The organism is Heyndrickxia shackletonii, from assembly GCF_001420715.1.
GTDB lineage: Bacteria > Bacillota > Bacilli > Bacillales > Bacillaceae_C > Margalitia > Margalitia shackletonii.
Genome location: NZ_LJJC01000006.1, coordinates 1 through 24,927, shown reverse-complemented (window position 1 = coordinate 24,927; position 24,927 = coordinate 1). Strand labels below are relative to the sequence as shown.

Annotated in this window: 22 protein-coding genes and 2 riboswitches; of the genes, 21 read left to right on the top strand and 1 reads right to left on the bottom strand. The window is 36.9% G+C overall.

What is annotated here, in order from left to right; translation table 11 throughout:
- From AN964_RS18480 to AN964_RS18440, 11 genes are all read left to right on the top strand, one after another.
- Positions 1 to 453: a DUF4234 domain-containing protein gene (locus AN964_RS18480; protein WP_055741311.1), complete on the top strand. Its 453-nt coding sequence runs from the start codon at positions 1 to 3 to the stop codon at positions 451 to 453.
- Positions 450 to 872 (top strand): hypothetical protein, encoded by a 423-nt coding sequence (locus AN964_RS18475; protein ID WP_055741310.1) that lies wholly within the window; start codon positions 450 to 452, stop codon positions 870 to 872. The genes AN964_RS18480 and AN964_RS18475 overlap by 4 nt, the downstream gene beginning before the upstream one ends.
- Positions 869 to 1,531: a Tad domain-containing protein gene (locus AN964_RS18470; RefSeq protein ID WP_055741309.1), complete on the top strand. Its 663-nt coding sequence runs from the start codon at positions 869 to 871 to the stop codon at positions 1,529 to 1,531. Before AN964_RS18475 ends, AN964_RS18470 begins: the two co-directional genes overlap by 4 nt.
- A gap of 15 nt (positions 1,532 to 1,546) precedes the next feature.
- The gene (locus AN964_RS26780) at positions 1,547 to 2,821 is read left to right on the top strand and encodes a hypothetical protein (protein ID WP_055741308.1); all 1,275 of its coding nucleotides are present in this window, start codon (positions 1,547 to 1,549) and stop codon (positions 2,819 to 2,821) included.
- Positions 2,822 to 2,824: 3 nt separating this feature from the next.
- On the top strand, positions 2,825 to 3,676 hold the full coding sequence (locus AN964_RS18460; RefSeq protein ID WP_055741307.1) for a hypothetical protein: 852 nt from the start codon (positions 2,825 to 2,827) through the stop codon (positions 3,674 to 3,676).
- 18 nt (positions 3,677 to 3,694) lie between these two features.
- The gene (locus tag AN964_RS18455) at positions 3,695 to 4,411 is read left to right on the top strand and encodes a hypothetical protein (protein ID WP_055741306.1); all 717 of its coding nucleotides are present in this window, start codon (positions 3,695 to 3,697) and stop codon (positions 4,409 to 4,411) included.
- 283 nt (positions 4,412 to 4,694) lie between these two features.
- The gene (locus AN964_RS18450; RefSeq protein ID WP_055741305.1) at positions 4,695 to 6,083 is read left to right on the top strand and encodes a VWA domain-containing protein; all 1,389 of its coding nucleotides are present in this window, start codon (positions 4,695 to 4,697) and stop codon (positions 6,081 to 6,083) included.
- Between the two features lie 16 nt (positions 6,084 to 6,099).
- Complete coding sequence (locus AN964_RS26500; RefSeq protein ID WP_161809288.1) at positions 6,100 to 6,267, top strand: hypothetical protein; 168 nt, start codon at positions 6,100 to 6,102, stop codon at positions 6,265 to 6,267.
- Between the two features lie 21 nt (positions 6,268 to 6,288).
- On the top strand, positions 6,289 to 6,444 hold the full coding sequence (locus AN964_RS26495; RefSeq protein WP_161809287.1) for a hypothetical protein: 156 nt from the start codon (positions 6,289 to 6,291) through the stop codon (positions 6,442 to 6,444).
- Positions 6,445 to 6,497: 53 nt separating this feature from the next.
- The gene (locus tag AN964_RS18445; protein ID WP_055741304.1) at positions 6,498 to 6,767 is read left to right on the top strand and encodes a hypothetical protein; all 270 of its coding nucleotides are present in this window, start codon (positions 6,498 to 6,500) and stop codon (positions 6,765 to 6,767) included.
- A complete protein-coding gene (locus tag AN964_RS18440; RefSeq protein WP_055741303.1) occupies positions 6,742 to 7,350 on the top strand; it encodes a hypothetical protein in 609 nt (202 codons plus the stop codon). The genes AN964_RS18445 and AN964_RS18440 overlap by 26 nt, the downstream gene beginning before the upstream one ends.
- Before the next feature lie 632 nt (positions 7,351 to 7,982).
- Here AN964_RS18440 and AN964_RS18435 read toward each other — a convergent pair.
- On the bottom strand, positions 7,983 to 9,449 hold the full coding sequence (locus AN964_RS18435; protein WP_437177120.1) for an amino acid permease: 1,467 nt from the start codon (positions 9,447 to 9,449) through the stop codon (positions 7,983 to 7,985).
- Positions 9,450 to 10,044: 595 nt separating this feature from the next.
- Here AN964_RS18435 and AN964_RS18430 point away from each other — a divergent pair.
- The 10 genes from AN964_RS18430 (at position 10,045) to ptsG (ending at position 24,517) form a co-directional block, all read left to right on the top strand.
- Positions 10,045 to 10,596, top strand: a complete 552-nt coding sequence (locus tag AN964_RS18430; RefSeq protein ID WP_055741301.1) for a cysteine hydrolase family protein — start codon at positions 10,045 to 10,047, stop codon at positions 10,594 to 10,596.
- A 123-nt stretch (positions 10,597 to 10,719) separates the two neighbouring features.
- Positions 10,720 to 12,186 carry a nicotinate phosphoribosyltransferase gene (locus tag AN964_RS18425; RefSeq protein ID WP_055741300.1) on the top strand — a complete coding sequence of 489 codons (1,467 nt, stop codon included), beginning with the start codon at positions 10,720 to 10,722 and terminating at the stop codon, positions 12,184 to 12,186.
- 27 nt (positions 12,187 to 12,213) lie between these two features.
- Complete coding sequence (gene nadE, locus AN964_RS18420; protein WP_055741299.1) at positions 12,214 to 13,041, top strand: NAD(+) synthase; 828 nt, start codon at positions 12,214 to 12,216, stop codon at positions 13,039 to 13,041.
- 302 nt (positions 13,042 to 13,343) lie between these two features.
- Entirely contained in the window at positions 13,344 to 14,300 is a 957-nt protein-coding gene (locus AN964_RS18415) for an AAA family ATPase (RefSeq protein ID WP_055741298.1), read from the top strand.
- Positions 14,301 to 15,497, top strand: a complete 1,197-nt coding sequence (locus AN964_RS18410; protein WP_055741297.1) for a DUF58 domain-containing protein — start codon at positions 14,301 to 14,303, stop codon at positions 15,495 to 15,497.
- Entirely contained in the window at positions 15,494 to 17,701 is a 2,208-nt protein-coding gene (locus tag AN964_RS18405) for a transglutaminase TgpA family protein (RefSeq protein WP_055741296.1), read from the top strand. The genes AN964_RS18410 and AN964_RS18405 overlap by 4 nt, the downstream gene beginning before the upstream one ends.
- Positions 17,702 to 17,728: 27 nt before the next feature.
- Positions 17,729 to 17,828, top strand: a riboswitch (purine riboswitch).
- Between the two features lie 142 nt (positions 17,829 to 17,970).
- Entirely contained in the window at positions 17,971 to 19,524 is a 1,554-nt protein-coding gene (gene guaA, locus AN964_RS18400; protein WP_055741295.1) for a glutamine-hydrolyzing GMP synthase, read from the top strand.
- A 200-nt stretch (positions 19,525 to 19,724) separates the two neighbouring features.
- A riboswitch (purine riboswitch) is annotated at positions 19,725 to 19,826 on the top strand.
- A gap of 109 nt (positions 19,827 to 19,935) precedes the next feature.
- Positions 19,936 to 21,264 carry an NCS2 family permease gene (locus AN964_RS18395; RefSeq protein WP_055741294.1) on the top strand — a complete coding sequence of 443 codons (1,329 nt, stop codon included), beginning with the start codon at positions 19,936 to 19,938 and terminating at the stop codon, positions 21,262 to 21,264.
- 142 nt (positions 21,265 to 21,406) lie between these two features.
- Positions 21,407 to 22,249: a glucose PTS transporter transcription antiterminator GlcT gene (glcT, locus tag AN964_RS18390; RefSeq protein WP_055741293.1), complete on the top strand. Its 843-nt coding sequence runs from the start codon at positions 21,407 to 21,409 to the stop codon at positions 22,247 to 22,249.
- Positions 22,250 to 22,438: 189 nt separating this feature from the next.
- Positions 22,439 to 24,517: a glucose-specific PTS transporter subunit IIBC gene (ptsG, locus tag AN964_RS18385; RefSeq protein ID WP_055741292.1), complete on the top strand. Its 2,079-nt coding sequence runs from the start codon at positions 22,439 to 22,441 to the stop codon at positions 24,515 to 24,517.
- The last annotated feature ends 410 nt before the right edge of the window (positions 24,518 to 24,927 follow it).

Genomic DNA, 24,927 nt, shown 5'->3' with positions numbered 1-24,927 from the left:
ATGGGGCTTAAATCTGCAAATTCAGAGGATAAAGTGTTTAAAAAGGTAAATATTATTTTAGTCATTTTCCTATCCATCATAACTGTTGGGATATATATTGGCTACTGGTTCTTAAACAGAAAAAAAGATATTAAACAGTTGCGTGAACAAAATTATATCCCTTTTAAATGGTGGTACGTATTCACAATCTTTCTTAGTGTCTCCTTACTTTATCAAATTTTTGGAGGGGTATTTTTAACAGAATTAGGTTTGAGTTTTTTCGATTCACTGGATGTTATCTTTTCATTCTTCTTTTTAGCTATACTCTATTATTCTGTTTTTAGATTGAGAGATTTGCTGGAAGATGAATTTGATGAAGAAAACTTCAATTTTATTTTGTTAGTACTGTTTCATATTTGGTATATGCAATATAAAATCAATCGTTTAGATAAAGCTGGGAGAGCTTTGTTATGAAAATGAAAAAACTATTGAAAAATGAAGATGGTGCTTTAAGTTTTGAATTTTTAGGGATTCTTCCGTTTTATTTTATACTGTTTTTGTTACTTTGGCAGGTTGTTGCTTCTGGGTATGCATTAATGACAGCAAAGGCCGCAGCAAATGAAGCGGCAAAGGTATATGCATTAGAGGAAGATTCCGTTAAAGCGAAAGATAAGGCATTGGAAGTGATCGGGAAAAGCTCAATACTATCTTTGGCAGATTTCCAAGTGGTTTCAGTCGACAGCAGTGGTGTTGAAAATCCTTCCATGCCGATTAATACAGATTTTGAAGTAAAGCTGGATTTAAAGCATCAACTCGTTTTTGTCCCTGATAAATGGAAAAAGGCAACATCCATCGATTTTAATGAAAAAACGAGCAGCCGGGTGATGAGATGAAAAAATATTTAGACCAGACTGGAAATGCTACATTCTATTTGATTTGGATTATTTTTATCATGGGACTCATGATGGTTCTTATTTTAAATATCAGTGGAGTTTTTGCTGCAAAACAACAGGCTTCAAATGCGGCTGACCAGGCAAGTATTGCGGCAACAGATGTGTTATATGATGGCATTAGAGGTGCTGTAAGTGATTATGACCAGTATCAAATCAAGAAATTTGAAGGGGAAACATTCCTTGAAAAGGATATGCTTTCTTTTAGGATTTCTGAGGAAGAAAAAAAATTATTGGCACGGGGCTATTCACGTAACGAGGCAAAGATTCAAGCTATTGATAATATAGTAGAATCCACATTACCAGGAACAGATGAAAAGTTGGAAAAATTCGTATCTGATGCAATAGGTGCAAAATTGGTGGAAATGAAAAAGGCAGCTACAGATGTCATCCAAAGAAATGAAGGGGACCCAAGTAAATCGGTAATGACTGTTTTTAAAAATGAACGTGTTCAAGTAAAAGCGGTAGTGCATTTTAAGGGCCAAGAACGAGAGAAGTTCTTGGAGAAAATAGAGAAAGATATTCCTCAAAAGGGAAGCGGACCAAAGATAGACTTTATTCATCGATTAGGTTGGGGAGAAGAGACATATTCATTGGAGTAAGTAAGGAGGGGAAATATGAGGAAATACTTTAGAAAAGCATTAATTATTTTTGTTATTTTCTATGCATTGTTTTTTTCGATGTCCTATTATGTATTGGCAATTACACCAGGAAAAGCAATGACCCCAGGAACTCCTCTTACACCAGGCACCCCTATTAATCCAGGAACTCCAATCGTTCCAGGAAGTCCCATGTATCCTGGTGATTCAATAACATCAGGAGATCAAAGTGGTGGTGGAAACAAAAATGGTGTTCAAACAAATGGACCTGCCAATCCTACACAGATGCCTGACGGTACCGTTATTATTCCCAATGGAGATGGAACATTTACCATATATAAGCCCAATAAAGACGGAACCTACACATCCATCCAACCCAACTCACAACAATATGAATCCATCATAGATACATATAAAAATAGTCAAAACTCATCCCATTCAGACGGAAAAGCGCCTAACCAAATTTCTGGTGATAACGGGGCAAACAAAAATAATCAGAGTGGGAATGATAAGAACAATGCCAATAAAGATAATGAAGCAAAAATTGATCCGTGGGAACTAGGTAAATTTGCAATAAAAGATGTTGGAGTTAATACAGCGAAATACGTGAATAATTTAATTAAATTAGAGCAAACAAACGAATCAATATCAACAAGAGATTTTTTGAAGGAAAATGGAAAGTATAAGTGGAATTTAACTTCCGCCACCTATAAACTAGCAACTAAGGGAACCTTCTTTGAGGATATTAATAAAGAATATGACAAATATAAAGGCATCTATGATAATGGTAAATTAGGTGTTGATACAACTAAGAAATCTTTCAAGCTATTAAATTATTACAAAATCTCCAAAAACGCAAGCTTGCAAGGCGGGATTGTAGACGCTCGATCAGTACTTAATCTTGGCCCTGTCTCAAAGTTTAATGCGGGTGTAGCTGCGGTAGGAGTTGTAACATCTGGTATTGATATGGGAATTAATATCAATAAAGCCATTCATGCTAAACCTGGTGAAGAAAGGAAAAATGCTATTGCCGATAGTGTAGGCAGTCTTGGAGATATGCTTATGAGCGGTGGAACCATAGTTACTGCATCTGGAGCTGGAGCGGCTGTTGGGATCGGTATGATTGTGATTGGAGGAGCATTAAAATTAGGAAGTGTAGTATACAAAAACAGGAAAAAGATTGCAGAGTTTTTCAAAAATCCAAAGAAAACTATCAGTAATGCAGTAAAAACAACAGTTGATAAAGTAAAGACATTTGGCAGTAAGCTTAAAAAATTCTTTTCGTGGGGATAAAAAATGCAAACAATACTATCTCAAAAAGTAGAACAACAAATAAAAAAACACAAAAAAATGTTTGAGAAATATCAGTGTTTTAACTATATTTTTCGTTATAGAAATAACGATTATCACTATGTGGCATATTATACCTCGCAAAATAGTGTAAAGGGTATTCTAATCGTCACAAAGGATGGAATAATTGTTGAGCGGAATGAAGCAATCAAAATATGTAGAAAGATTAATAATTACAATAATGTAATTGTATCTGCATCACGTAAAATAAAGGATGAAATAAATCGGCCAACCGAAGTTATGCATCATATTAAAGGATGGTTAGATCTTTATTTAAAAGAAGTCCGATTCGATATTGATCCTATAAAGCAAGATATTGAAAAAATATATTCTATGGCAGATACGTTTATAGAAGGTCAAAAGGAATTGATAGATATTGAAGATTTTTTAATTAAATCTGATACAGATGTCCGACTAACCAATCATATTTTAACGGAAGAACATGCGAAGGAAGCTGAACAGATACTTTCAAAATATTCATTAGTTATTCACAAACAGGGGATAACACAATGGGAAACGTTCGACTCCATTCAAAAGGTACTTCAATATTTGGAGGAGCATGAAAATAACCCAAAGAAAAAAGAGTACCAGAGTTTAAGAAAACAATTATCCAATTATACGAATCCAAGAAATGTAAAAAGATTGCAAAAGTCTCTAGATAATTATATCGATAAAAGGGTTGGAAGTGTTTTTGATCTACCGAAAGGAGAAGCAGGGATTGAAGCTTTCAAAGAATTGGATCAAAAGGAAACGGAATACTGTTTCCAACACGATATATTACCGCTTTTAAGAAACTAATTTTTATTGGAGTGAATGATGAAAACTATTATTGAAGGATTTTCAATATACAATAGAAATTTTTACTCTATCCTCATACTGTCCTTAACCATAACACTACCTTTTCTAGTTATTCACAATATTATTTCGGGAGCTGTGTATCAAATCGCTTCGATTACTGGCGCTGATTTTGTAGCAGACTTTACGAATCTATTTTTTATGTTATTTTTACTAATTATTGTTCAAGTGCCATTTATTCAATTAGTCAAAAGTGATATAGAGGGAGAGGAAAAGCCGTTAAGTAAGGCATATGTATCATTTCTAAAATATGGATCAGCTGTTTTTCTTTTTAGTATTATTTTTTCGATAGCTGTTGTGTTTGGCCTTTTATTGTTAATCATTCCTGGAATTTTGTTGATGGTTTGGTTCTACTTAACACCACAAATCATGATATTTGAGGAAAAAACAATGTCAAGAAGCTTAAAAAAAGCGGGGAAAATAGGGAAAAAGTACTTTTTCCCCTTAATAGCTATCATTATTTTTGCAAGTTTCATTGATGCATGCGCCGGATACTTAGGATTATTCGCAATATCTGCCGTAACAAATAGTTATTTCCCCATTGTCTTATTCCAGATGCTAATAAATATGATTGTTTTCCCGTTTAATGTAATACTTGTAAGTTTATTTACATCCAAATGGAATCAGGAATTAGAAACAGATCCGTCGGCCGTTACATGCAAAAAATATTTAGCGTAAATGATCCTATTTTGTTTTTTCTTTAGGTTAAAAATTAACCAAAGTAAATGAGTAATAAGAGAGTGCCAATGTTGAAAAGAGAGAAAAGATGGAGAAAATTTTACCTCATTTTGTTCCAGTTTCAGTGTTGGAGCGGCTTATTGTAGACGGGAAATTTCCTCTTACCGCTATTGTGGTTTGTCTCTGGTGTACCTTATTATTTTTTTGTTTTTTTAAAAGATCAAAGATGCATACTTGGGAATATTGGGATTAATCTACGAGATTTAGATTTTCCAAGAAGGATGTGAAGGGATTGAAGGTCAGAACATTTTTGATTCTAGTAATTATTGCAGTAGTTTTAATAGGTTGTGAGAATACAAAGAGTAAAGTGGAGGTTCAAGATTCCCACGAAAATACAACAACCGAAACAAATGCTAGTAAAGAAGTATCTTCAAGCAATCCGGAGAATGAGGAACATAGTAAAATCGGGGTTCCCCCTCTGCCATCCACCTATCAAGAATTATCCAATCTGCCAGCAGGGGAATTGGCAGGATTTAAACATGAATTAGATAATGATGAAGAGCTTTTAAATCAGTTGAAAGATTTGCCGAATATTTCTTCGAAACCAACACATGATGAATTGGATCTATTTTATACCAAATTACTGGAAAAAGTACAGCAAGGATTTCAAGGACCTGAAGAAGCTATCAATCAATTAAAGTTTCAATCTATAGGTGACCCGAATATAAAAGACCCAAGGTATCAATTTAAAGACAACCTAAATGTTGAAATTTTATTGGATGCTTCCGGCAGCATGGCAGAAATTATTGATGGGAAATCAAAAATGGATATCGCTAAAGAGTCGATTCTTTCTTTTGTCAGTGAACTCCCTAAGCAAGCTAGAGTTGGGCTGAGAGTTTATGGCCATAAAGGCAGCGGTGCGGACTCGGATAAAAGTCTGTCCTGTGGCAGCAGTGAGATTGTCTATTCAATGTCTAATTATAGTGATCAACCTTTTAAACAGGCTTTAAATAAATTTTCACCAAAGGGTTGGACACCAACAGGTTTAGCGTTAAATGAGGCCAAAAAGGACTTAGAAAAATTCAATGGGGAAAATAATACGAATATTGTCTATTTGGTGAGTGACGGAATATCAACCTGTAATGATGACCCAATTGGGGCGGCAAAGGATTTATATGATTCAAATGTGTCCCCTATTATCAATGTGATTGGTTTTGATGTTGATAGTAAAGGACAAAACGAATTAAAGCAAATTGCAAATGCCACAAAAGGAATTTATGAAACGGTGAAAAATCAGGGTGAACTTCAAAAGCAGCTAGATAATATTAAAAATGTAGCAGAACAGTGGAAGGAATGGAAAGCGCACGGAGAACAAGAACTTAGAATAAAAAAGGTGAAAAATGAGTTATCCATTTTCGGATATGTTACGGAAGAAGAAAGAAAAGAAGTAGACGAAAAAACGGATATTAGCTTCCTATTAAGTAAGTTTTATCAAAACAAGCTAATGGATAATGAAGCATTCGATTATTTAAATAACAAAAATAATGAGTATCATCAATGGATTAAAACGGAAATTGATCAGTTTAATCAGGAGTTAAAGGCATTAAATGAGAAGAGCTATGGAGAGGCATTAAAAGTACTAGAAGACAAATACAATGTGAATACCCAATAGATTGGGGTGATTTTATTTGAGGGGAAGGAAAATTGAAAGATTTATAGGTTTACTGCTAGTTTTTGTCCTTACATTTTGGATAGTCTCCCCTGCTGTCAGTTTTGCAGCATTTATTTCACCGGGAACGCCGATTACACCCGGAAAGGCTATCAATCCAGGTGCTCCAATTAAAGGAGGAAACTAGCTCAAAGAGGTCAAAGTCCGAATGGTGGCAATGCCGCGCAAGGGAGCCAAGGTCAGACAGGCACGGGTTCATCTGGTGAAGGAAATGAAAATCCATCTTTCCTTAATCTATTATTTAAGTCATCGGATCCAAGCATGGGATGCTTGGGCACATAATCGGAGGTATTCGGGATTATAAAACATATAAATTAGGATTTGCAGATAAAGTAGCACAAGCGGGAGCTGCAGGATATGCCGGCTTCGGGTTTAATTATAAAGGTAATTCCAGATATGGAGTTACAGGGAAAAATAGTAACCTATTTAATAAGTGGTACCGCTACAGGAAGAAAAATAAAAGGAGCGGTCAGAGACGGAGTAAAATATGGATATGATGGGATTGCCTCTGGTGCGAAGAAAGGCTATGAAAAGGCAAAACAAATTGGCAGTAAAATAAGCAAAGGATTTTCATCAACATTTAAAAAGTTAGGTGGTCTATTTGGCGGCTTATCAACAAATTGTTAATTTCAAAAAGAGCAGGGTTATCCAAACTTATATATTGTTGGCCTTTCTTGGGTTTATAACAAGCTTTGTTCCAAAAGAGTCATGCCCATTAGCGATAGTGAATGAAATCCTTGCATTGCTGGCAGTGCCTATGTTTCTCGTCTTTTTAGGGAGACATAAGCACGCTAGCAAGCGTTACTTTTCTTTATTATCATTTGTCATGATGATAGAGATGGCGATCTTTTTTGTAGAACCCATTCTAAGGATATTTTATGGAAGCATCTTCTTTTGGATAGAGATAGTGGTTCTAATCTTTTTAGGAATAGTATCTTATCGTATTGCTGAAAATGTTGCGCTAGGTTTTATAAAGCCTGGATCAAAATTTGGACTGATTATATATGCAGTATGCGGCGCCATTATTGGTTTAGGGGCTATTGTATATCGCATTACATTAGGAGCCGAAGTACCGGATGCATTTCCGATTGCGATTATTTTGTATCTATTTTCATTAATGTTTTTATTTATATGCCCGATCATGTTAATCCGCCCGGCAAGAGTCGAGGAATTGAGTCAAGGAGATAATAAACATAAGGGAGTTAATTGAATTTAGATTGGTGAAGGTATTAAAATTTAAACTGATTCTTGTAATATACGCTTATATTTTAATACTTTTATTCTGTTCAAAATGGGAACCTCCATACTTTGCTCTTTTTTCGAAGAATTTAAAGATAATCCCGCCAATTTCCTCAACAATCCCGCGAAAATTTGAATTAATTCGGCCAAATTCTCGGTTAATCCCGCGAGAATCCTTAATAATCCCGCCAATTTAAAAATAATGAAAAAACCGGCACACGGCCGGCACAATAAAGGAGGTACTAGACATCTTTTTTGGGGGGAAGAGTCTAGTTAGTATTTTGCTGCTGCTTGTCTGTAAGACTAAATACATCATAATACGTGAATCCTAAAGTTTCATGAAAGGAAAATGATAATTTAATGAGAAACAAAATGTTCACAAATACAAAAAGCGAAAGCACCTGTCCATCGACGTACAAACTGTAGGGCTTCGACTGAGATAAAGGAAACACAGCGAGGTAGTTCAGGAGCTGATGTTAACTTATCGTAGGGATGAGACCGGAAGTTTGCTAGTCGATAGGCGCTGTAGCTAGACAATACGAAAAGCGAAAAATGCCTTGATCACATAAAAAAGAAGAGCAAGCCCATGCTCTTCTCTAATAACTACTTGTTTATCTCAAATTCACATTTCTCCAAAGGAACGACCTTTGTTTTCTTTATAAATTTATAGCCGAACCACATTACTAAAAATAATGGAATACCAAGATAAGCTGCAACGGCACCCATCCAATCGATTTTATTACCTAAAAATGCTTGGTAGTCTTGGGCTAGAACGACAATTAAACACACAATAAAAGCAAAAATTGGTCCGAATGGGTAGAGCTTCGCACGATATGGCAGCTCATCTAATGAATGGCCTTGTGCTACGAAAGCCTTCCTAAATCGATAATGACTGACGGCAATTCCTAGCCAGAAAATAAATCCTGTTACACCTGCTGCATTCAGGAGCCACATATAAATGGCGCCGTCACCATAAATCGAAGCAAGAAAAGCGAGCATTCCCACGATTGTTGTAATGATAAGTGCCGGAACGGGAATTCCTCGTTTATTTAACTTACCTAAGAAGCGAGGGGCTTGACCTTCGCGAGCCATTGCATACAAAATTCGGGTAGATGCATAAAGGCTGGAGTTTCCAGCTGATAAAACGGCTGTTAAAATGACCGCATTCATAACAGAGGCTGCAAATGCTAGGCCTGCTTTTTTAAATACTAAAGTAAATGGACTTACCATGATATTATCACTTTGCAAACTTGCTGTAGTGTAAGGAATAATAAGCCCGATAACAAATATAGCTAGTACATAAAATAATAGAATGCGCCAGAAAATACTGCGCGTAGCCTTTGGAACACTTACGCTAGGATTTTCACTTTCCCCAGCCGCAACTCCAATGATTTCCGTACCTTGGAAGGAGAATCCTGCTGTTAGGAAAACTCCCAGTACTGCTAAAAATCCACCATGGAATGGTGCGTCCTTTACTGTAAAGTTCTTAAATCCAATAGCATGTCCACCATTCATAATGCCGAAAATCATCAAAAGACCTACAACAATAAAGATAATTATCGTTGCTACTTTAATAAAAGAGAACCAGTATTCTCCTTCTCCATAACCTTTTACGGATAAAATATTTAACCCAAAAATGATAATAATGAAAATTCCGCTCCATAACCATGAGGGGCTATTTGGAAACCAGAATTTCATTACAAGTGTGGAAGCCGATAATTCAGCAGCAAGAGTAATTGCCCAGCTATACCAGTAATTCCATCCTAATGCAAATCCTAATGCTGGATCGATAAATTTGGTAGCGTAAGTGCTGAATGCTCCGCTTGTCGGCATGAATGCTGCAAGTTCTGCGAGACCAGTCATAATAAAATAAACCATGACACCGATAATAATATATGCTAACAATGCGCCACCGGGTCCAGCGGAGTAAATGGCGGATCCACTTCCTAAAAATAATCCTGTCCCGATGGAACCACCAAGAGAAATCATCGTTAAATGCCTTGTTTTTAGGCCACGTTTTAATTCATTTTGTTTAGCACCAGATTTTTGATTGGTGGGTTGATAACTCAACATCCACACCCCCTGAGATGATTAAATAATATAAGTGCTGAATATTTATGCAAACAATCATTTTCTATCATAAACCCAAATGTAACTATTGAAAAGGGGAAATTCCTTACAGTTAAGAGAAAGTATTAAGTTTTTGCCATATACATTATTTAACAAGATTTAACACTGTCTAGCTCCAGCGCCTATCGGCTAGCGGATTTCTCCGTCTCCTCCCTACGATAAGTCAACATCAGTTCGTGAACTACCTCACTGTGTTTCCTTTATCTCAGTCGAAGACTACGAAATCCGTACGCCGATGAGCAAGGCACTTCCGCTTTTCTTATGTTGTCAGTAATTTCGGATATTATTAACATTTTTATAGGCTTGGTTAATGACTCTTTCCTAAAGTTTATTAGGTTATAAAGCTTCGCTGTGGGCAGCTTTGAAAAACTTCTAGCTCCAGCGCCTCAAATGCCTCACTGTGTCTCCTCAATCTAGCCTGTAACTACAAAATCTGTAAGCAGTTGGACAAAGCACTTTCACATTTGTTCTTTTCATCATATAGTGTAAAATGGTAGTGCAAGTTCTTATTAATCCGTTTGGGGGTCGGGAGAATATGTTCAAAAGGGCGCTTATCAATATTGACTATACATATGATTTTGTTGCAGATGCAGGGAAACTTACATGCGGAAAACCAGGACAGGATATAGAAAAAGAAATTGTGAAATTGACGCAGGAGTTTCTTGAGCAGAATGAATATGTTGTGTTTGCTGTTGATTGCCATAAGGAAGGGGATACCCTTCACCCGGAGACAAAACTTTTTCCACCGCATAATATAGAGGGAACAAGTGGCCGTGATTTTTATGGGTCCTTACAAACTATATACAATCAACATAAAAATAATGAGAATGTGCACTATATGGATAAAACGAGATATAGTGCTTTTGCTGGAACGGATTTAGAAATAAAATTACGAGAACGTGGCATAGAAGAACTGCATTTATGCGGGGTATGTACGGATATTTGTATCCTTCACACAGCTGTAGATGCTTACAATAAAGGCTTCCGGCTAGTAATCCATTCAGGTGCTGTAGCAAGCTTTAACGCAATCGGCCATGAATGGGCACTTGAACATTTTAAAAACACATTAGGAGCTAAAGTCCTTTAAATAAATAAGAAAAGTGCATTCGCTAGACAAAGATTAATCTTATGAAATAATTTATATGATAAAAAACATAGATTTTCTTATTATATTCAAAAGGCGCCTTAGCAAAATAAGGAGTGGGGTTTGATGGTTCGGCTCTATAATGATGATAGCTTAAACCTTCATACAGATTTATATCAAATTAATATGGCCAAAACCTATTGGCAGGATGGAATACATGAAAGAAAGGCAGTTTTCGAAGTATTTTTTCGAAAGCTTCCATTTGATAATGGGTATGCCATTTTTGCAGGGCTGGAAAGAATTACGGAATATTTAAGAGATTTTCGATTTTCCAAAGAAGATATTCAATATTTGCGCAATGAGTTAGGGTACGAAGAGGAATTTTTACAATACTTAAGCGATCTTCGTTTTACGGGGACCGTGCGTGCTATGCATGAAGGTGAGATAGTATTTGGAAATGAGCCGATGATTCAGGTGGAAGCACCCCTTGCTCAGGCGCAGATTGTGGAAACTGCTTTGCTTAACATTGTGAATTTCCAAACATTAATTGCCACGAAAGCATCCAGAATTAAGCATGTCGTTGGTGATGAAACAGTCATGGAATTCGGTTCAAGACGTGCACACGAACTGGATGCTGCTATTTGGGGGACAAGGGCAGCATTTATTGGAGGCTTTGATGCTACCAGTAATGTGAGGGCAGGAAAGCGGTTTGGAATTCCTGTCTCGGGGACACATGCACATGCCATGGTCCAAGCATACCGTGACGATTATACGGCTTTTAAAAAATACGCAGAAAGTCACCGTGACTGTGTATTTCTTGTGGATACGTATGATACGTTGAAATCTGGTGTTCCTAGTGCCATTAAAGTGGCAAAGGAATTCGGAAATAAAATTAATTTCATTGGTATTCGTTTAGACAGTGGAGATATGGCATTTTTATCAAAGGCAGCTAGAAAAATGCTGGATAAAGCTGGCTTCCCAAATGCAAAAATTGTGGCTTCTAGTGACCTGGACGAATATACAATTTTACATTTAAAATCACAAGGGGCAAAAATAGATGTTTGGGGAGTTGGAACCAAACTAATTACTGCCTATGACCAGCCGGCATTAGGGGCTGTCTATAAAATGGTCTCAATTGAAGACGAAAATGGGAATATGCAGGATACCATTAAGATTTCGAGTAACGCCCATAAGGTAACCACTCCTGGGTTAAAAAACGTGTACAGGATTATTAATATGGAAACTAATAAGTCTGAAGGCGATTATATTGCGATGCGGGACGAGGATGTTCAGTCACAAAAAGAATTAAAAATGTTTCATCCTGTTCATACGTATATCAGCAAAGTAGTTACACATTTTGAGGCTAGGAATTTACTTCATGACATATTTGTTAATGGAGAATTCGTGTATAAATTGCCATCCCTTCACGAAATCCAAGGGTATTCACGAGAAAGCTTGGCATTTCTTTGGGAAGAATATAAACGATCTTTAAATCCTCATGAATATCCGGTGGACTTGAGTCAGAAATGCTGGGATAATAAAATTAAAAATATTGAAGAAGTTAAGCAGCATGTAAAAAGCTTATCGGAATAAATTCGAAGCACCGGGAGGTTTTTTTTAATGAAAGATCTGCGAAACCAAATCTTAGAGGAAATGAAAGTAAAGCCAACTATTAATCCACAAGAGGAAATACGCATCAGCGTCGACTTTTTGAAAGATTATTTAAAAAAATATCCGTTTATTAAGGGCTTTGTACTTGGCCAGTCGGGTGGGCAAGACTCAACATTGACAGGAAAACTTGCCCAGCTTGCAATTAACGAGCTGAAAGAAGAGACAGGCAATCAAGAGTATAAATTTATTGCTGTACGTCTTCCTTACGGGGTACAAAAAGATGCAAGTGATGTAGAAGATGCCATTCAATTTATTCAGCCGGACAAGGATGTTACGGTGAATATTAAACCAGCAGTGGATGCCATGGCAGCATCGTTAAAAGAAGCAGGAATCGTGCTTTCGGATTTTGAAAAAGGAAATGTAAAAGCTCGCGAGCGGATGGTCGTGCAGTACGGCATTGCTGCGATGGAAAACTGCGTGGTGCTTGGAACCGATCATTCAGCAGAATCGATTACTGGTTTTTATACAAAATACGGTGATGGCGGAGCAGATCTTATACCGATCTTCCGTCTAAATAAGCGCCAGGGAAAAATGTTATTAAAAGAATTAGGCTGTCCGGAGCATTTATACTTAAAAACTCCGACTGCAGACCTTGAAGATGAACGCCCGCAATTACCGGATGAAAGTGCACTCGGTGTTTCCTATGATGATATTGATGATTATTTAGAAGGAAAAGAGGTTTCCAAACAAACACAGGAAACGATTGAAGCTCTTTATAAAAAATCGGAGCATAAACGCCATTTACCGATAACGGTATATGATGACTTTTGGAGGTAAGATGACGGAGGGAGTTCTCATGAACTCTCTCTTTTGTTTTACTAGGGTAGTCTCTGTCTAGCTCCAAGTGAAATTTGAAGTGCAATTTCAATAGCTCGTGAACTACCTCTCTGTGTTTCCTATATCTCAGTCGAAGACTACGAAACCCGTACGCCGATGAGCAAGGCGCTTCCACTTTTCTTAATAGAATTCCATTTTACCGCTTTTTCTCCTAGGCATTTCATAGTATGCTATAAGTAGAACGTAAATATTAGGAATTTTCCAAAGTATTTCACATTTCTCACAGACCCAGGAGGTAAAAAATGACTGCAAATCATATACATCCTAAGCTTAAACAAGTGTTGAGCAATATTGAAAAAGTAATGATAGGAAAAACAAATGTTGCAGAGCTCAGCCTAGTTGCTTTGCTGGCAGAAGGGCATGTTCTTCTGGAAGATGTTCCGGGAGTCGGAAAAACAATGATGGTTCGTGCCTTAGCAAAATCAGTAAATGCGTCCTTTAAGAGAATTCAATTTACACCAGATTTATTACCGTCCGATGTAATCGGTGTTTCCATATTTAATCCGAAAGATTTAGAGTTTCAATTTAGACCGGGACCAATTATGGGAAATATTATTCTGGCAGATGAGATTAATCGTACATCTCCTAAGACACAATCTGCTCTTTTAGAGGGGATGGAAGAAAGCAGTGTTACTGTGGATGGTGTTACACGCTATCTGGATAAGCCGTTTTTTGTTATGGCTACACAAAATCCTATTGAATATGAGGGTACTTACCCCTTGCCTGAAGCACAGCTGGATCGCTTTTTATTAAAAATGAAAATGGGTTATCCGGAAGTAGCTGAAGAGGTTGAGATATTAAGTAGAGCGGAAAAACAAGCACCAATTGAAAGCCTGGAATCGGTTATTACCCTTCATGAATTACGAGAATTGCAAAATGAAGTAAAGGAAGTTTATGTAGATCATAGTTTAAAACAATATATTGTTAGTATTGCACATCAAACCAGGATTCATGGAAATGTGTATCTAGGGGTAAGCCCGCGTGGTTCGATTGCATTAATGAAAGCGGCACAGGCCTATGCCTTTTTACATGGAAGGGATTTTGTCATACCTGATGATGTTCAATATTTAGCGCCGTATGTATTTTCGCACCGCATTATATTGAAATCTGAAGTGAAATATGGAGGTCAGTCACCAGAGGATATTGTGCATGAAGTAATCCGATATATCCGTGTACCCGTGCAAAAGGTAGTGAAGTAAATGAAAAAGAAATGGAAAATGAAAACATGGATGAAAATAGTACTCCTTTTTTTAACGCTGGGAATTGTCTTTTCTTATGCAATGTTCCAGGGGGGCTTTGTAAGCTGGTTTTTATTCTATAGCTTTACACCGTTTGCTTTATACGCATTGCTCGTAGCATTTTATCCATTGAGTGACTTTAAGGTAGAAAGAACCTTTAATGGCGATAGTTATAGTGTTGGTGATGAGTTAAAAATTACGATTTCGCTTGAAAGAAAGTTTCCGTTTCCACTATTCTTTCTTATTATTCGAAATGATACTAGTTTCGCAGATAAAGGAGAGGAATTAATCCTTTATCCATGGTTTAAGAGAAGAATTAGTGTGGTTTATACGGTTGCTAACTTGCAAAGAGGTGAACACTTTTTTAGGGATATTACGTTAAAAAGCGGGGATTTTCTAGGACTTTTCTTGAAAGACCAAGTTATATCCGATTCCAAAACTATTCTTGTTTATCCATCTTACATAGATATGATTTATAGATCTATTGAAAGTCGCTATGAACAAGGTGCTTCTGCATCTCAGATTAGACTTCAAAATGATTCAACAATGGTAACAGGTGTGAGAGAATATCAGCCCGGTGATCGCTTTACTTGGATTGACTGGAAATCCACTGCCAAAAAGAATGAAATGCAAACGAAGGAATTTGAGGAACGCCAGTCCCATGACATTTCCGTTATTTTAGATCGGATACCGTCAAAGGGCTTCGAATCAATGGTTAAGTTTTCGGCTTCTCTTATTAGGACCATCATTAGGCATGGAGGACAAATCGGCCTTTATTCTGTCGGTAAGGACCATTCCATTTTTCCTATTCGGGGTGGGGAGGAACATCAGCACCAGCTTTTTTACCATTTAGCAAAGGTACAGCCTGATAGTGGAGTACCTGTTCATGCTATTCTTTCCGGTGATAAGGTATTCTATCAACAAGCAGCATCCATCATGATTGTTACTTCCGCGCTTTCCCAGCCATTAGTTGATAGTGCACACATGTTTACAAGAAACACAGGTGCAGTTGTTATTTTTGTTATTAAAGAGACGGGAGACAGAATTACAAATGAAGAAAATGCATTAAATGAGCAGGCCTTAAGAAACGGGACATATGTTCGTTTTCTATATGAAGAAGGTTTTCGCTCTGCCTTATTGGGGGTGAAGCAAAGATGAGACAAACGAAACGAGATAATAAAAGTTTTATCATCATTTTATACATCTTTAGTTTCTTTCTCTTATGGGAGTGGATCAGACCTTTAGAGAGCATAACGGATACCGGTAATTCCTATTTATTCGTTCTGTTTATTCTAATGTCCTTTGCATTGTATATTATTAATATAAGAAAAGGCATTGATATTGTTCTTAAGGTTATCTTTATCTTATTTTCTCTTCACCATTTGTTTTATCACCAGCATTTGCTTGAATTAACCTGGATATTCGATTTCTTTGGAAACCTATTTCATAATCTTAAAAGATTATTTGCCGGCCATTGGGATCTTTTATCAGGAGAGTTCCGCAGTCTTTTATTTTTTATTTTGCTTTGGCTTATTACCTACCTTTTAAAATATTGGCTTACGGTTAGAAGAAATGTCTTTATTTTCTTTTTAATGACCGTTATGTATATCACCGTATTAGATACATTTACACCTTACCACGGAGAGTGGCCAATCGTACGTACGATATTTATTGGCTTTGCTTTACTCGGGGTTCTTTCCTTTAAAAGGCTAGCCGAGCAAAACCGACTGGCAATTTCAAAAAACAATTGGATAAGGTGGACAGTACCACTGGCCATCATCATTTGCGGATGTACTCTTTTTGCGTTGGTAGCTCCGAAAGCAAATGCTATTTGGCCGGACCCGGTGCCTTATATTAAGGCGCATGTAGGAAAGGATAAACAAAATGGCAGAGGTTCTGGTGGAAGGGGGACGGTAGGATATCGTTCGGATGATTCCCATTTAGGCGGACCATTTAAGGGGGATAACACGGTTGTTTTTAGAGTAAAGGCTCCATCAAGACAATATTGGCGAGTGGAGACAAGGGATACGTATACAGGAAAGGGATGGATTAATACTGAGAATGTTTCTACCAATGTTTTTTCTTCGGGATCCCTTGCAAGTACTTCTGTCACTAACAACATGGTAGAAGGTGTAAAAGAGGAAAAGGCTGTTATCCATTTTAATAGGAATAATTATACTGTAGTATATCCATACGGACTTTTAAAGATAGTTGGGAAGAGTGGACTGGAGAAATTTATCGCTAATATTGCAACTGATAAGGTGGAGGTTTTTAGTGAGAGTCCTAATAAGGAGCTAAATGATTATACAACTGTATATATTGCCCCACAGTATAGCGTTAAAGAATTAAAAAAACCGCCGCAACATGGATTTGCGTACCCAAGTGATTCTTTACAGCTGCCAGATACATTACCGCAGCGAGTACGAGATTTGGCAGAAAAAATTACAGCGGGTAAAACGAATGAATATGATAAGGCAAAGGCAATTGAACAATATTTCCAAATGAATGGCTTCGTCTACGACCAAAAAAATGTTGCTGTTCCAAAGAAGAACCAGGATTACGTAGACCAATTTTTATTTGAAACCAAAAGAGGTTATTGCGATAATTTTTCTACTTCGATGGTTGCCTTATTAAGGTCGGTAGGGATTCCTTCACGATGGGTAAAAGGATATTCTGGCGGAAACTATGTGGATACAGTAGATGATACGTATAAATTGTACGATATCACGAATAATAATGCGCATTCATGGGTAGAGGTTCTGTTTCCAAATGTGGGTTGGGTACCTTTTGAACCAACAATTGGCTTCTCCAATAATGCTATTTTCAAGGATGATGAAAGTAACAAAGCTGTAAATTCTACATCTCCTGATGATGAAATGAAAAAGAACCAGCCGCAGAAGAAACCAACTGAGCAAGCTACACAGCAAAATACATCGACAACGGAAAAGTTTTCACTTAAAGCGGAGTGGAACAAAGTTTGGAATTATATGAAGCTGCATTGGTTGCGATTTGTAATCATTCTATTGGTAATTCTTTTAGCGGTTTGGTATATCTATTGGAAACGGGGGAAATGGATGCCATTTTATTTGGTGTATCATTATCGTAGAAAGACCGATCCGGATACTTTTTCTAAGGCATACCTATCGCTATTGAAACAATTAGAACGATACGGAATTCGAAAACAAAACGGTCAAACATTAAGGGAGTTTGCCAAGTACGTAGATACTTTCTTTGAAACAAATGCAATGAAACAACTAACGGAGCATTATGAAAGAATTATTTATAGAGGACGAAAGACAGGTGTCAAGTGGGAAGAGACGCGCGAATTATGGGAAAATTTAATTAAAAAAACAAGCGGTTGACCCAAACCACAATCAAGTATACAATGGTACAAAATATAGGTTGCACTTCATATAATTTTGAAAATATGGTTCAAAAGTCTCTACAAATCACCGTAAATGATTTACTATGAAGGCAGTTTTATTCTACCGTTTTTGTGTTAAGGGAGTTGCAATTTGCATACAGCCTTAGTGTTTTTTTGCTATTTTACAAAAACTAGAATTCTGCCTTCTATTGTTGTTTAAGGCGGGAATTCTAGTTTTTTTTATTTTCTAATAATGGAGGATGTCCAATGACAGAAAATGTAAGCATGCAAAATCAAGAAATGATCGTTGTATTAGATTTTGGTAGTCAATACAATCAATTAATCACAAGAAGAATTCGTGAGTTCGGTGTATATAGTGAGCTTCATCCTCATACATTAACTGCAGAGCAAATTAAAGCAATGAATCCAAAAGGGATTATTTTTTCTGGTGGTCCTAACAGTGTTTATGATGAAAATGCATTCCACTGTGATGATGCTATTTTCGATTTAGGCATTCCGGTTTTAGGTATTTGTTACGGGATGCAATTGATGACCCAACATTTTGGTGGAAAAGTAGAGCCTGCGCAGCACCGTGAATACGGAAAAGCTAAAATTGAGGTCAAATCACCATCGAAGCTTTTTGAAAATCTGCCAGATGAGCAAGTAGTATGGATGAGCCATGGTGATTTAGTAACAGCAACACCTGAAGGGTTTGCTATAAATGCAACTAGTTCTTCATGTCCCATTGCATCGATGAGTGATCCATCCAGAAACCTATATGCGGTTCAATTCCATCCAGAAGTGCAGCATTCTGTTTATGGAAACGACATGCTAAAGAATTTCGTATTCCATGTGTGTGAATGCGAAGCAAATTGGTCTATGGAGAATTTCATAGAGCTAGAAATGCAAAAAATCCGTGAAACGGTAGGGAACAAAAAAGTTCTTTGTGCTTTAAGCGGCGGTGTTGATTCCTCTGTTGTAGCTGTGTTAATTCACAAAGCAATTGGGGATCAATTAACATGTATCTTTGTTGATCACGGATTGCTTCGTAAAGGAGAAGCAGAAAGTGTCATGAAGACATTTGCGGAAGGTTTCCATATGAATGTCATCAAAGTAGATGCGAAAGATCGGTTCTTAAACAAGCTTGAGGGAGTTTCAGATCCTGAGAAAAAACGTAAAATTATCGGAAATGAATTCATCTATGTATTTGATGACGAGGCTACAAAGCTTGAAGGCATTGATTTTCTAGCTCAGGGTACTCTTTATACAGACATTATTGAAAGCGGTACTGCAACTGCACAAACAATTAAGTCACATCATAATGTCGGTGGATTACCAGAAGACATGCAATTCACATTAATTGAGCCGTTAAATACTTTGTTCAAGGATGAAGTAAGAGCTTTAGGTACGGAACTTGGAATTCCAGATGAAATTGTGTGGAGACAGCCATTCCCTGGACCGGGATTAGGTATTCGTGTTCTTGGTGCCATCTCTGAAGATAAATTAGAGATCGTTCGGGAATCAGATTATATTTTGCGAGAAGAGATTAAAAAAGCTGGACTTGATCGTGAAATCTGGCAATACTTCACCGTGCTTCCTGATATTAGAAGTGTTGGTGTAATGGGAGATGCCCGTACCTATGATTACACAGTAGGTATACGTGCCGTAACATCTATTGATGGTATGACATCTGATTGGGCAAGAATTCCGTGGGATGTTCTAGAAGTTATCTCTACTAGAATTGTCAACGAAGTAGCACATGTCAACCGTGTCGTGTATGACATTACAAGCAAGCCACCAGCAACTATTGAGTGGGAATAAATCAAATTCCTTGAATGGGATGGGGGACTGGTCCCCCATCCCATTATTATTTGTTGATCAACAAACAGCGTTAATAAAGACAAATAAAAACGTAATTTAACAAAAATAGCATAAATACGAACGTAAGTATAAAAAAATATAAAAACGTTCGTATTTTTTATTGACAGAATGAATAGCCGTTGGTATGATACAAATGTACTAATTAATCATTAATATTGTGTCGTATAATGTTGGGAATATGGCCCAAGAGTTTCTACCGAGCTACCGTAAATGGCTTGACTACGAGGCAATTGTGATAGGGGATTTTTTCTTTCTATCTATACATATGCCTATAGTCAAACGCTTCGGTGGATACCGAAGCGTTTTTTTAGTTCAGCATAGTTAAATGAAAAATTATAGGGGGAAATACACATGCAAAAGTATTTTCAGTTCAGGGAACTGGGAACAAGTTATCGTCAAGAATTTTTGGGCGGTTTAACAACTTTTTTAGCAATGGCATATATTCTAGTCATCAATCCATTAACATTATCTCTTTCTAGTATTAAAGATTTGCCGGATGCGATGCGAATGGATCAAGGTTCTGTATTCGTAGCAACAGCCATTGCATCAGCTGTCGGTTCTATTATTATGGGACTTTTAGCGAAATATCCTTTAGCTTTAGCGCCTGGAATGGGATTAAATGCATTTTTCGCTTACAGTGTTGTGTTAGGAAGCCATATTCCATGGCAGCATGCACTTGGAGCAGTTCTTATTTCCGGAGTTTTCTTCTTCCTATTAACACTTACAGGATTACGTGAAAAAATTATCAACGCGATTCCTGTTCAATTAAAGCATGCGGTTGGTGCAGGTATTGGTTTGTTTATAACTTTCCTCGGATTGCAAAATGCTAAAATTATTGTAAATAATGATGCAACCCTTGTTGGATTAGGGGACCTAACCAATGGTGATACATTACTTGCGATTTTCGGGATTTTTATTACCGTCATTCTCATGACAAGAAATATAAAAGGCGCAGTCTTTTATGGAATGATTATTACAGCTATAGTAGGAATGATTTTTGGCTTAATCGATGTACCTCATAAAGTAGTAGATAAGGTTCCAAGTGTGAGCCCTACGTTTGGTGCGGTGTTCTCCTCCTTTGGAGATAGTTCGTTTTGGTCAACAAGCATGATCGGCGTGGTTTTAACGTTTTTATTTGTTGATTTCTTTGATAACGCCGGAACACTCGTTGCGGTTGCGAACCAAGCTGGTTTAATGAAGGATAATAAGCTTCCGAACGCAGGAAAAGCTTTAGTATCTGATTCCATTGCAACGATGGTGGGAGCGGTTCTAGGAACATCCACTACAACATCTTTTGTTGAGTCAACATCTGGAGTAGCTGCCGGTGCAAGAACAGGATTTGCTTCATTGGTAACAGCGGCATTCTTTATACTTGCTTTATTCTTCTTTCCGTTATTATCGGTAGTAACAGCACCAGTAACGGCACCTGCTCTTATCATTGTTGGAGTACTAATGGTTTCTTCCTTAAGACATATTGAATGGGATAAATTTGAAATTGCAGTACCTGCTTTCTTGACAATGATAGCAATGCCATTATCTTATAGTATCGCAACCGGAATTGCGATTGGCTTTATTTTTTACCCAATTACGATGATTGTAAAAGGAAGAATCAAAGAAATTCATCCTATTATGTACTTCTTCTTTGTTATCTTCTTGCTCTACTTTATTTTCTTGAAATAATAATAGAAAAGGGAGTCGCGGATCATTCCGCGGCTCTATTTTGTCTCTGAATGAAGTAATCAAAATTGATTACAGTGAAATTTTTCGATACACTTAGGCTACTATTGTAGTTTTCGGTAAAACTGCTGGGGAGATAAGAAGAATGGAAGCATTTACTATAAAAAAGGCATTAAATAATAACGTATTGATTGTAACGCATCCAATATATGATGAGGTTGTGCTTATTGGCAAGGGAATTGGTTTTAACCGTAAAAAGGGCGACCATATTTCTAAAGAGTCAGTAGAAAAGATGTTTGTTTTAACAAATGAAAAGGAACAGGAACAATATAAGAAACTGTTGCCTTATATTGACGAAGATATGCTCGGCGTAATTATTTCAGCCATTGAGTTAATACGAAAACGAACAGCTTCTATTTTAAATGAACATATCCATGTCGCCTTAACCGATCATATCCTATTTTCTATTAATCGTTTAATGAGTGGGTTATCGATTAAAAACCCGTTTCTAGCAGAAACGAAAGTGATGTATCCTGCAGAGTATGCAATTGCGGAAGAAGTAATTGATTTTATCAATGACGCCGTAAATATTACACTGCCTGAAGGAGAAATAGGTTTTATTGCCTTGCATATTCATAGTGCAGTAACGAATAAGGACTTATCGGAAGTGAATCAATACTCTCAGTTAGTGGCGAAATTGATTCAAATTATTGAAGAGCAATTTCAAATGAAGTTAAATAAGGAAGATATTCACTATATGAGACTTGTTCGTCATCTACGTTATGCCATAGAAAGGGTTATTAAGGGTGAAAAAATTAATGAACCGGATAAAATCACACTATTCTTGAAACAAGAATATCCCTTAAGCTATAATCTTGCTTGGAAGATAATCAAGATCATGCAACAAACGCTGAAAAAGCCAGTGTATGATGCAGAAGCAGTATATTTAACAATGCATCTACAAAGGATTCAAAATAAGTTGAAGTAGTTATGCTGTAAAATGTAACCACTTCCAAGAACTAATCTAATATAATACGTGTTACTGATTCAATCAGGCATGAGAAAAGAACTAATGAAATTGGGATACAGGCGTAATCTAACTCTATTTTCACTCTTCTTTTTTCATGCGTTTTTTGCTTTCTTATATAATTTTCAATAAATAATGGAGATTTCACTTATGTTTAAGAAGATCTTTGGTGTTTTGCAAAAAGTCGGTAAAGCATTAATGCTACCAGTAGCGATTTTGCCGGCTGCCGGTATTTTGTTAGCTGTTGGTACAGCATTAACAAACCCGACTCTTTTAAATGTAGCTCCCTTATTAGATGTAGCATGGGTAAAGCATATTGCAGATGTAATGGCCAATGCTGGGAATATAATCTTCAGTAACTTAGCGTTGCTATTTGCAGTTGGGGTTGCCATTGGATTATCCGGTGGAGAAGGTGTAGCTGGATTAGCAGCAATCGTAGGATATTTAATTATGAATGTTACGATGGGTGTAGCAAAGGGGCTTTCTCTTGGAGATGTTACCGGTGACCACGTGAATCCTGCAAATGCATTAGTACTAGGTATTCCCACACTTCAAACAGGTGTGTTTGGAGGGATTATTGTTGGTCTAATTGCTGCCTATATGTATAGTAAGTTCTTTGAAATTGAATTGCCATCTTATTTAGGATTCTTTGCAGGTAAACGGTTTGTGCCAATTGCTACGGCAGGTTCTGCTGTTGTTTTAGGATTAATCATGTTAGTTGTTTGGCCGCCTATCCAAGTAGGGCTTAACCATTTCTCTAACTTTATGTTAAATTCACAGCCAACTTTGGCGGCGTTTATCTTCGGATTAATTGAACGCTCATTGGTTCCATTTGGTTTACATCATATTTGGTATTCGCCCTTCTGGTTTGAGTTTGGTTCCTATACACCACATGGTGCATCAACTCCTGTACATGGTGATCAAGCTATCTTTATGGCAGAAATTAAAGATAGGGTTCAACATTTAACAGCTGGTACGTTCCAAACAGGAAAATATCCATTCATGATGTTTGGTCTTCCTGCAGCTGCATTAGCGATCTATCACGAAGCACGTCCAGAACATAAAAAATTTATAGCAGGAATTATGGGTTCTGCAGCCTTAACTTCCTTTTTAACAGGTATTACAGAACCTATTGAGTTTTCCTTCTTGTTTGTTGCACCTGTATTATTTGGTATCCACGCGGTATTCGCTGGTTTATCCTTTATGGTGATGCAATTATTAAATGTAAAAATTGGGATGACTTTCTCTGGAGGATTAATTGACTTTGTTTTATTTGGAGTCTTGAATAAACAAACACACTGGTGGTGGGTTATTCCAGTAGGTTTAGTGTTTGCAGTCATATATTACTTTGGTTTCCGTTTCGCAATACGCAAGTTCAATCTAAAAACACCTGGACGTGAAGATGAAGAAGAGGATACAGAAGAAACTACAATTGGGACAACGTCTGACTTACCATACGATATATTACAAGCAATGGGTGGGAAAGAAAATATTATAAACCTAGATGCTTGTATTACAAGATTGCGTGTTCAAGTAGTGAATGTAAAAAAAGTAAATAAGAATCGATTAAAAAGATTAGGTGCAGCTGGTGTTCTTGAGGTAGGAAATAATATTCAAACTATTTTTGGCCCGCAATCAGATACCCTAAAATCGCAAATGAAGGATATTATTTCTGGCAAAAGACCTCGTAAAATAGAAACAAACCCTGATTCAGTTGTAAAACAGCAAATGGAAGAGGTGCAACCGAGAGTTCTTCGATTTGAGGGTAAACAGATTCATGAATCATTTATATCTCCAGCTAAAGGTGAAATCAAGCCTATTACTGAGGTACCCGATCAACTGTTCTCAGAAAAAACGATGGGTGATGGATTTGCTGTTCTTCTGGAAGAAGGTGTTATCACTTCACCGGTAGACGGAAAAATTGTCATTGTCTTCCCGACTAAGCATGCAATTGGATTAATGTCAGATGCCGGAAGAGAGATTTTAATTCATGTAGGTATTGATACTGTTAACTTAAAAGGTGAGGGCTTTGAGATACTAGTGAGTGAAGGTGAGCGAGTAGAAGCTGGACAACAACTAATGAAAGTAGACCTCGATTTCTTGAAAGAAAGAGTACCGTCAATCATAACTCCGATTGTCTTTACTAATTTAAAAGAAGGCGAAACGGTAGTAATTGAAAAAGAAGGTCTTGTTGAATTGAAAGAAGCTAATATTATTTCTATTAAATAAGTGATGTTTTTCCGATCCTATTATGGGGATCGGATTTTTTATTTAAAGTGGATGAATGGATTTATTTACCATGTATATTTTGTTGACCGAATGTTAGATAGGTGTTATTATATAAAAACCGGCAAGAGAAACGGCCGGAGAAAAATAAAAGTTAAAAAGCTGTTGACAATATGTTTCTGAAGTGATAAGATATTAAATGTCGCTTCTGATGAAATGAAAAAAGTTGTTGACACGAAAGATTTAAAATGATATTATATAAAAGTTGCTTCTTAAAAAAAGTAACTGAGAATTGATCTTTGAAAACTGAACAGAACGAAACGTCAATGTTTTAATTAATGAGCTATATCAAACACTTTTTTGGAGAGTTTGATCCTGGCTCAGGACGAACGCTGGCGGCGTGCCTAATACAT

What these genes read in the sequence shown, in the direction of transcription:
- AN964_RS18480 (WP_055741311.1), top strand. Translation starts at nt 1, where the DNA reads ATGGGGCTTAAATCTGCAAATTCAGAGGATAAAGTGTTTAAAAAGGTA.
- AN964_RS18445 (WP_055741304.1), top strand. Translation starts at nt 6,498, where the DNA reads ATGCCGGCTTCGGGTTTAATTATAAAGGTAATTCCAGATATGGAGTTA.
- AN964_RS18415 (WP_055741298.1), top strand. Translation starts at nt 13,344, where the DNA reads ATGACTGCAAATCATATACATCCTAAGCTTAAACAAGTGTTGAGCAAT.
- AN964_RS18430 (WP_055741301.1), top strand. Translation starts at nt 10,045, where the DNA reads ATGTTCAAAAGGGCGCTTATCAATATTGACTATACATATGATTTTGTT.
- AN964_RS18460 (WP_055741307.1), top strand. Translation starts at nt 2,825, where the DNA reads ATGCAAACAATACTATCTCAAAAAGTAGAACAACAAATAAAAAAACAC.
- AN964_RS26780 (WP_055741308.1), top strand. Translation starts at nt 1,547, where the DNA reads ATGAGGAAATACTTTAGAAAAGCATTAATTATTTTTGTTATTTTCTAT.
- AN964_RS18410 (WP_055741297.1), top strand. Translation starts at nt 14,301, where the DNA reads ATGAAAAAGAAATGGAAAATGAAAACATGGATGAAAATAGTACTCCTT.
- AN964_RS26495 (WP_161809287.1), top strand. Translation starts at nt 6,289, where the DNA reads ATGGTGGCAATGCCGCGCAAGGGAGCCAAGGTCAGACAGGCACGGGTT.
- nadE (WP_055741299.1), top strand. Translation starts at nt 12,214, where the DNA reads ATGAAAGATCTGCGAAACCAAATCTTAGAGGAAATGAAAGTAAAGCCA.
- AN964_RS18405 (WP_055741296.1), top strand. Translation starts at nt 15,494, where the DNA reads ATGAGACAAACGAAACGAGATAATAAAAGTTTTATCATCATTTTATAC.
- AN964_RS18395 (WP_055741294.1), top strand. Translation starts at nt 19,936, where the DNA reads ATGCAAAAGTATTTTCAGTTCAGGGAACTGGGAACAAGTTATCGTCAA.
- guaA (WP_055741295.1), top strand. Translation starts at nt 17,971, where the DNA reads ATGACAGAAAATGTAAGCATGCAAAATCAAGAAATGATCGTTGTATTA.
- AN964_RS18425 (WP_055741300.1), top strand. Translation starts at nt 10,720, where the DNA reads ATGGTTCGGCTCTATAATGATGATAGCTTAAACCTTCATACAGATTTA.
- AN964_RS18455 (WP_055741306.1), top strand. Translation starts at nt 3,695, where the DNA reads ATGAAAACTATTATTGAAGGATTTTCAATATACAATAGAAATTTTTAC.
- AN964_RS18475 (WP_055741310.1), top strand. Translation starts at nt 450, where the DNA reads ATGAAAATGAAAAAACTATTGAAAAATGAAGATGGTGCTTTAAGTTTT.
- ptsG (WP_055741292.1), top strand. Translation starts at nt 22,439, where the DNA reads ATGTTTAAGAAGATCTTTGGTGTTTTGCAAAAAGTCGGTAAAGCATTA.
- glcT (WP_055741293.1), top strand. Translation starts at nt 21,407, where the DNA reads ATGGAAGCATTTACTATAAAAAAGGCATTAAATAATAACGTATTGATT.
- AN964_RS18470 (WP_055741309.1), top strand. Translation starts at nt 869, where the DNA reads ATGAAAAAATATTTAGACCAGACTGGAAATGCTACATTCTATTTGATT.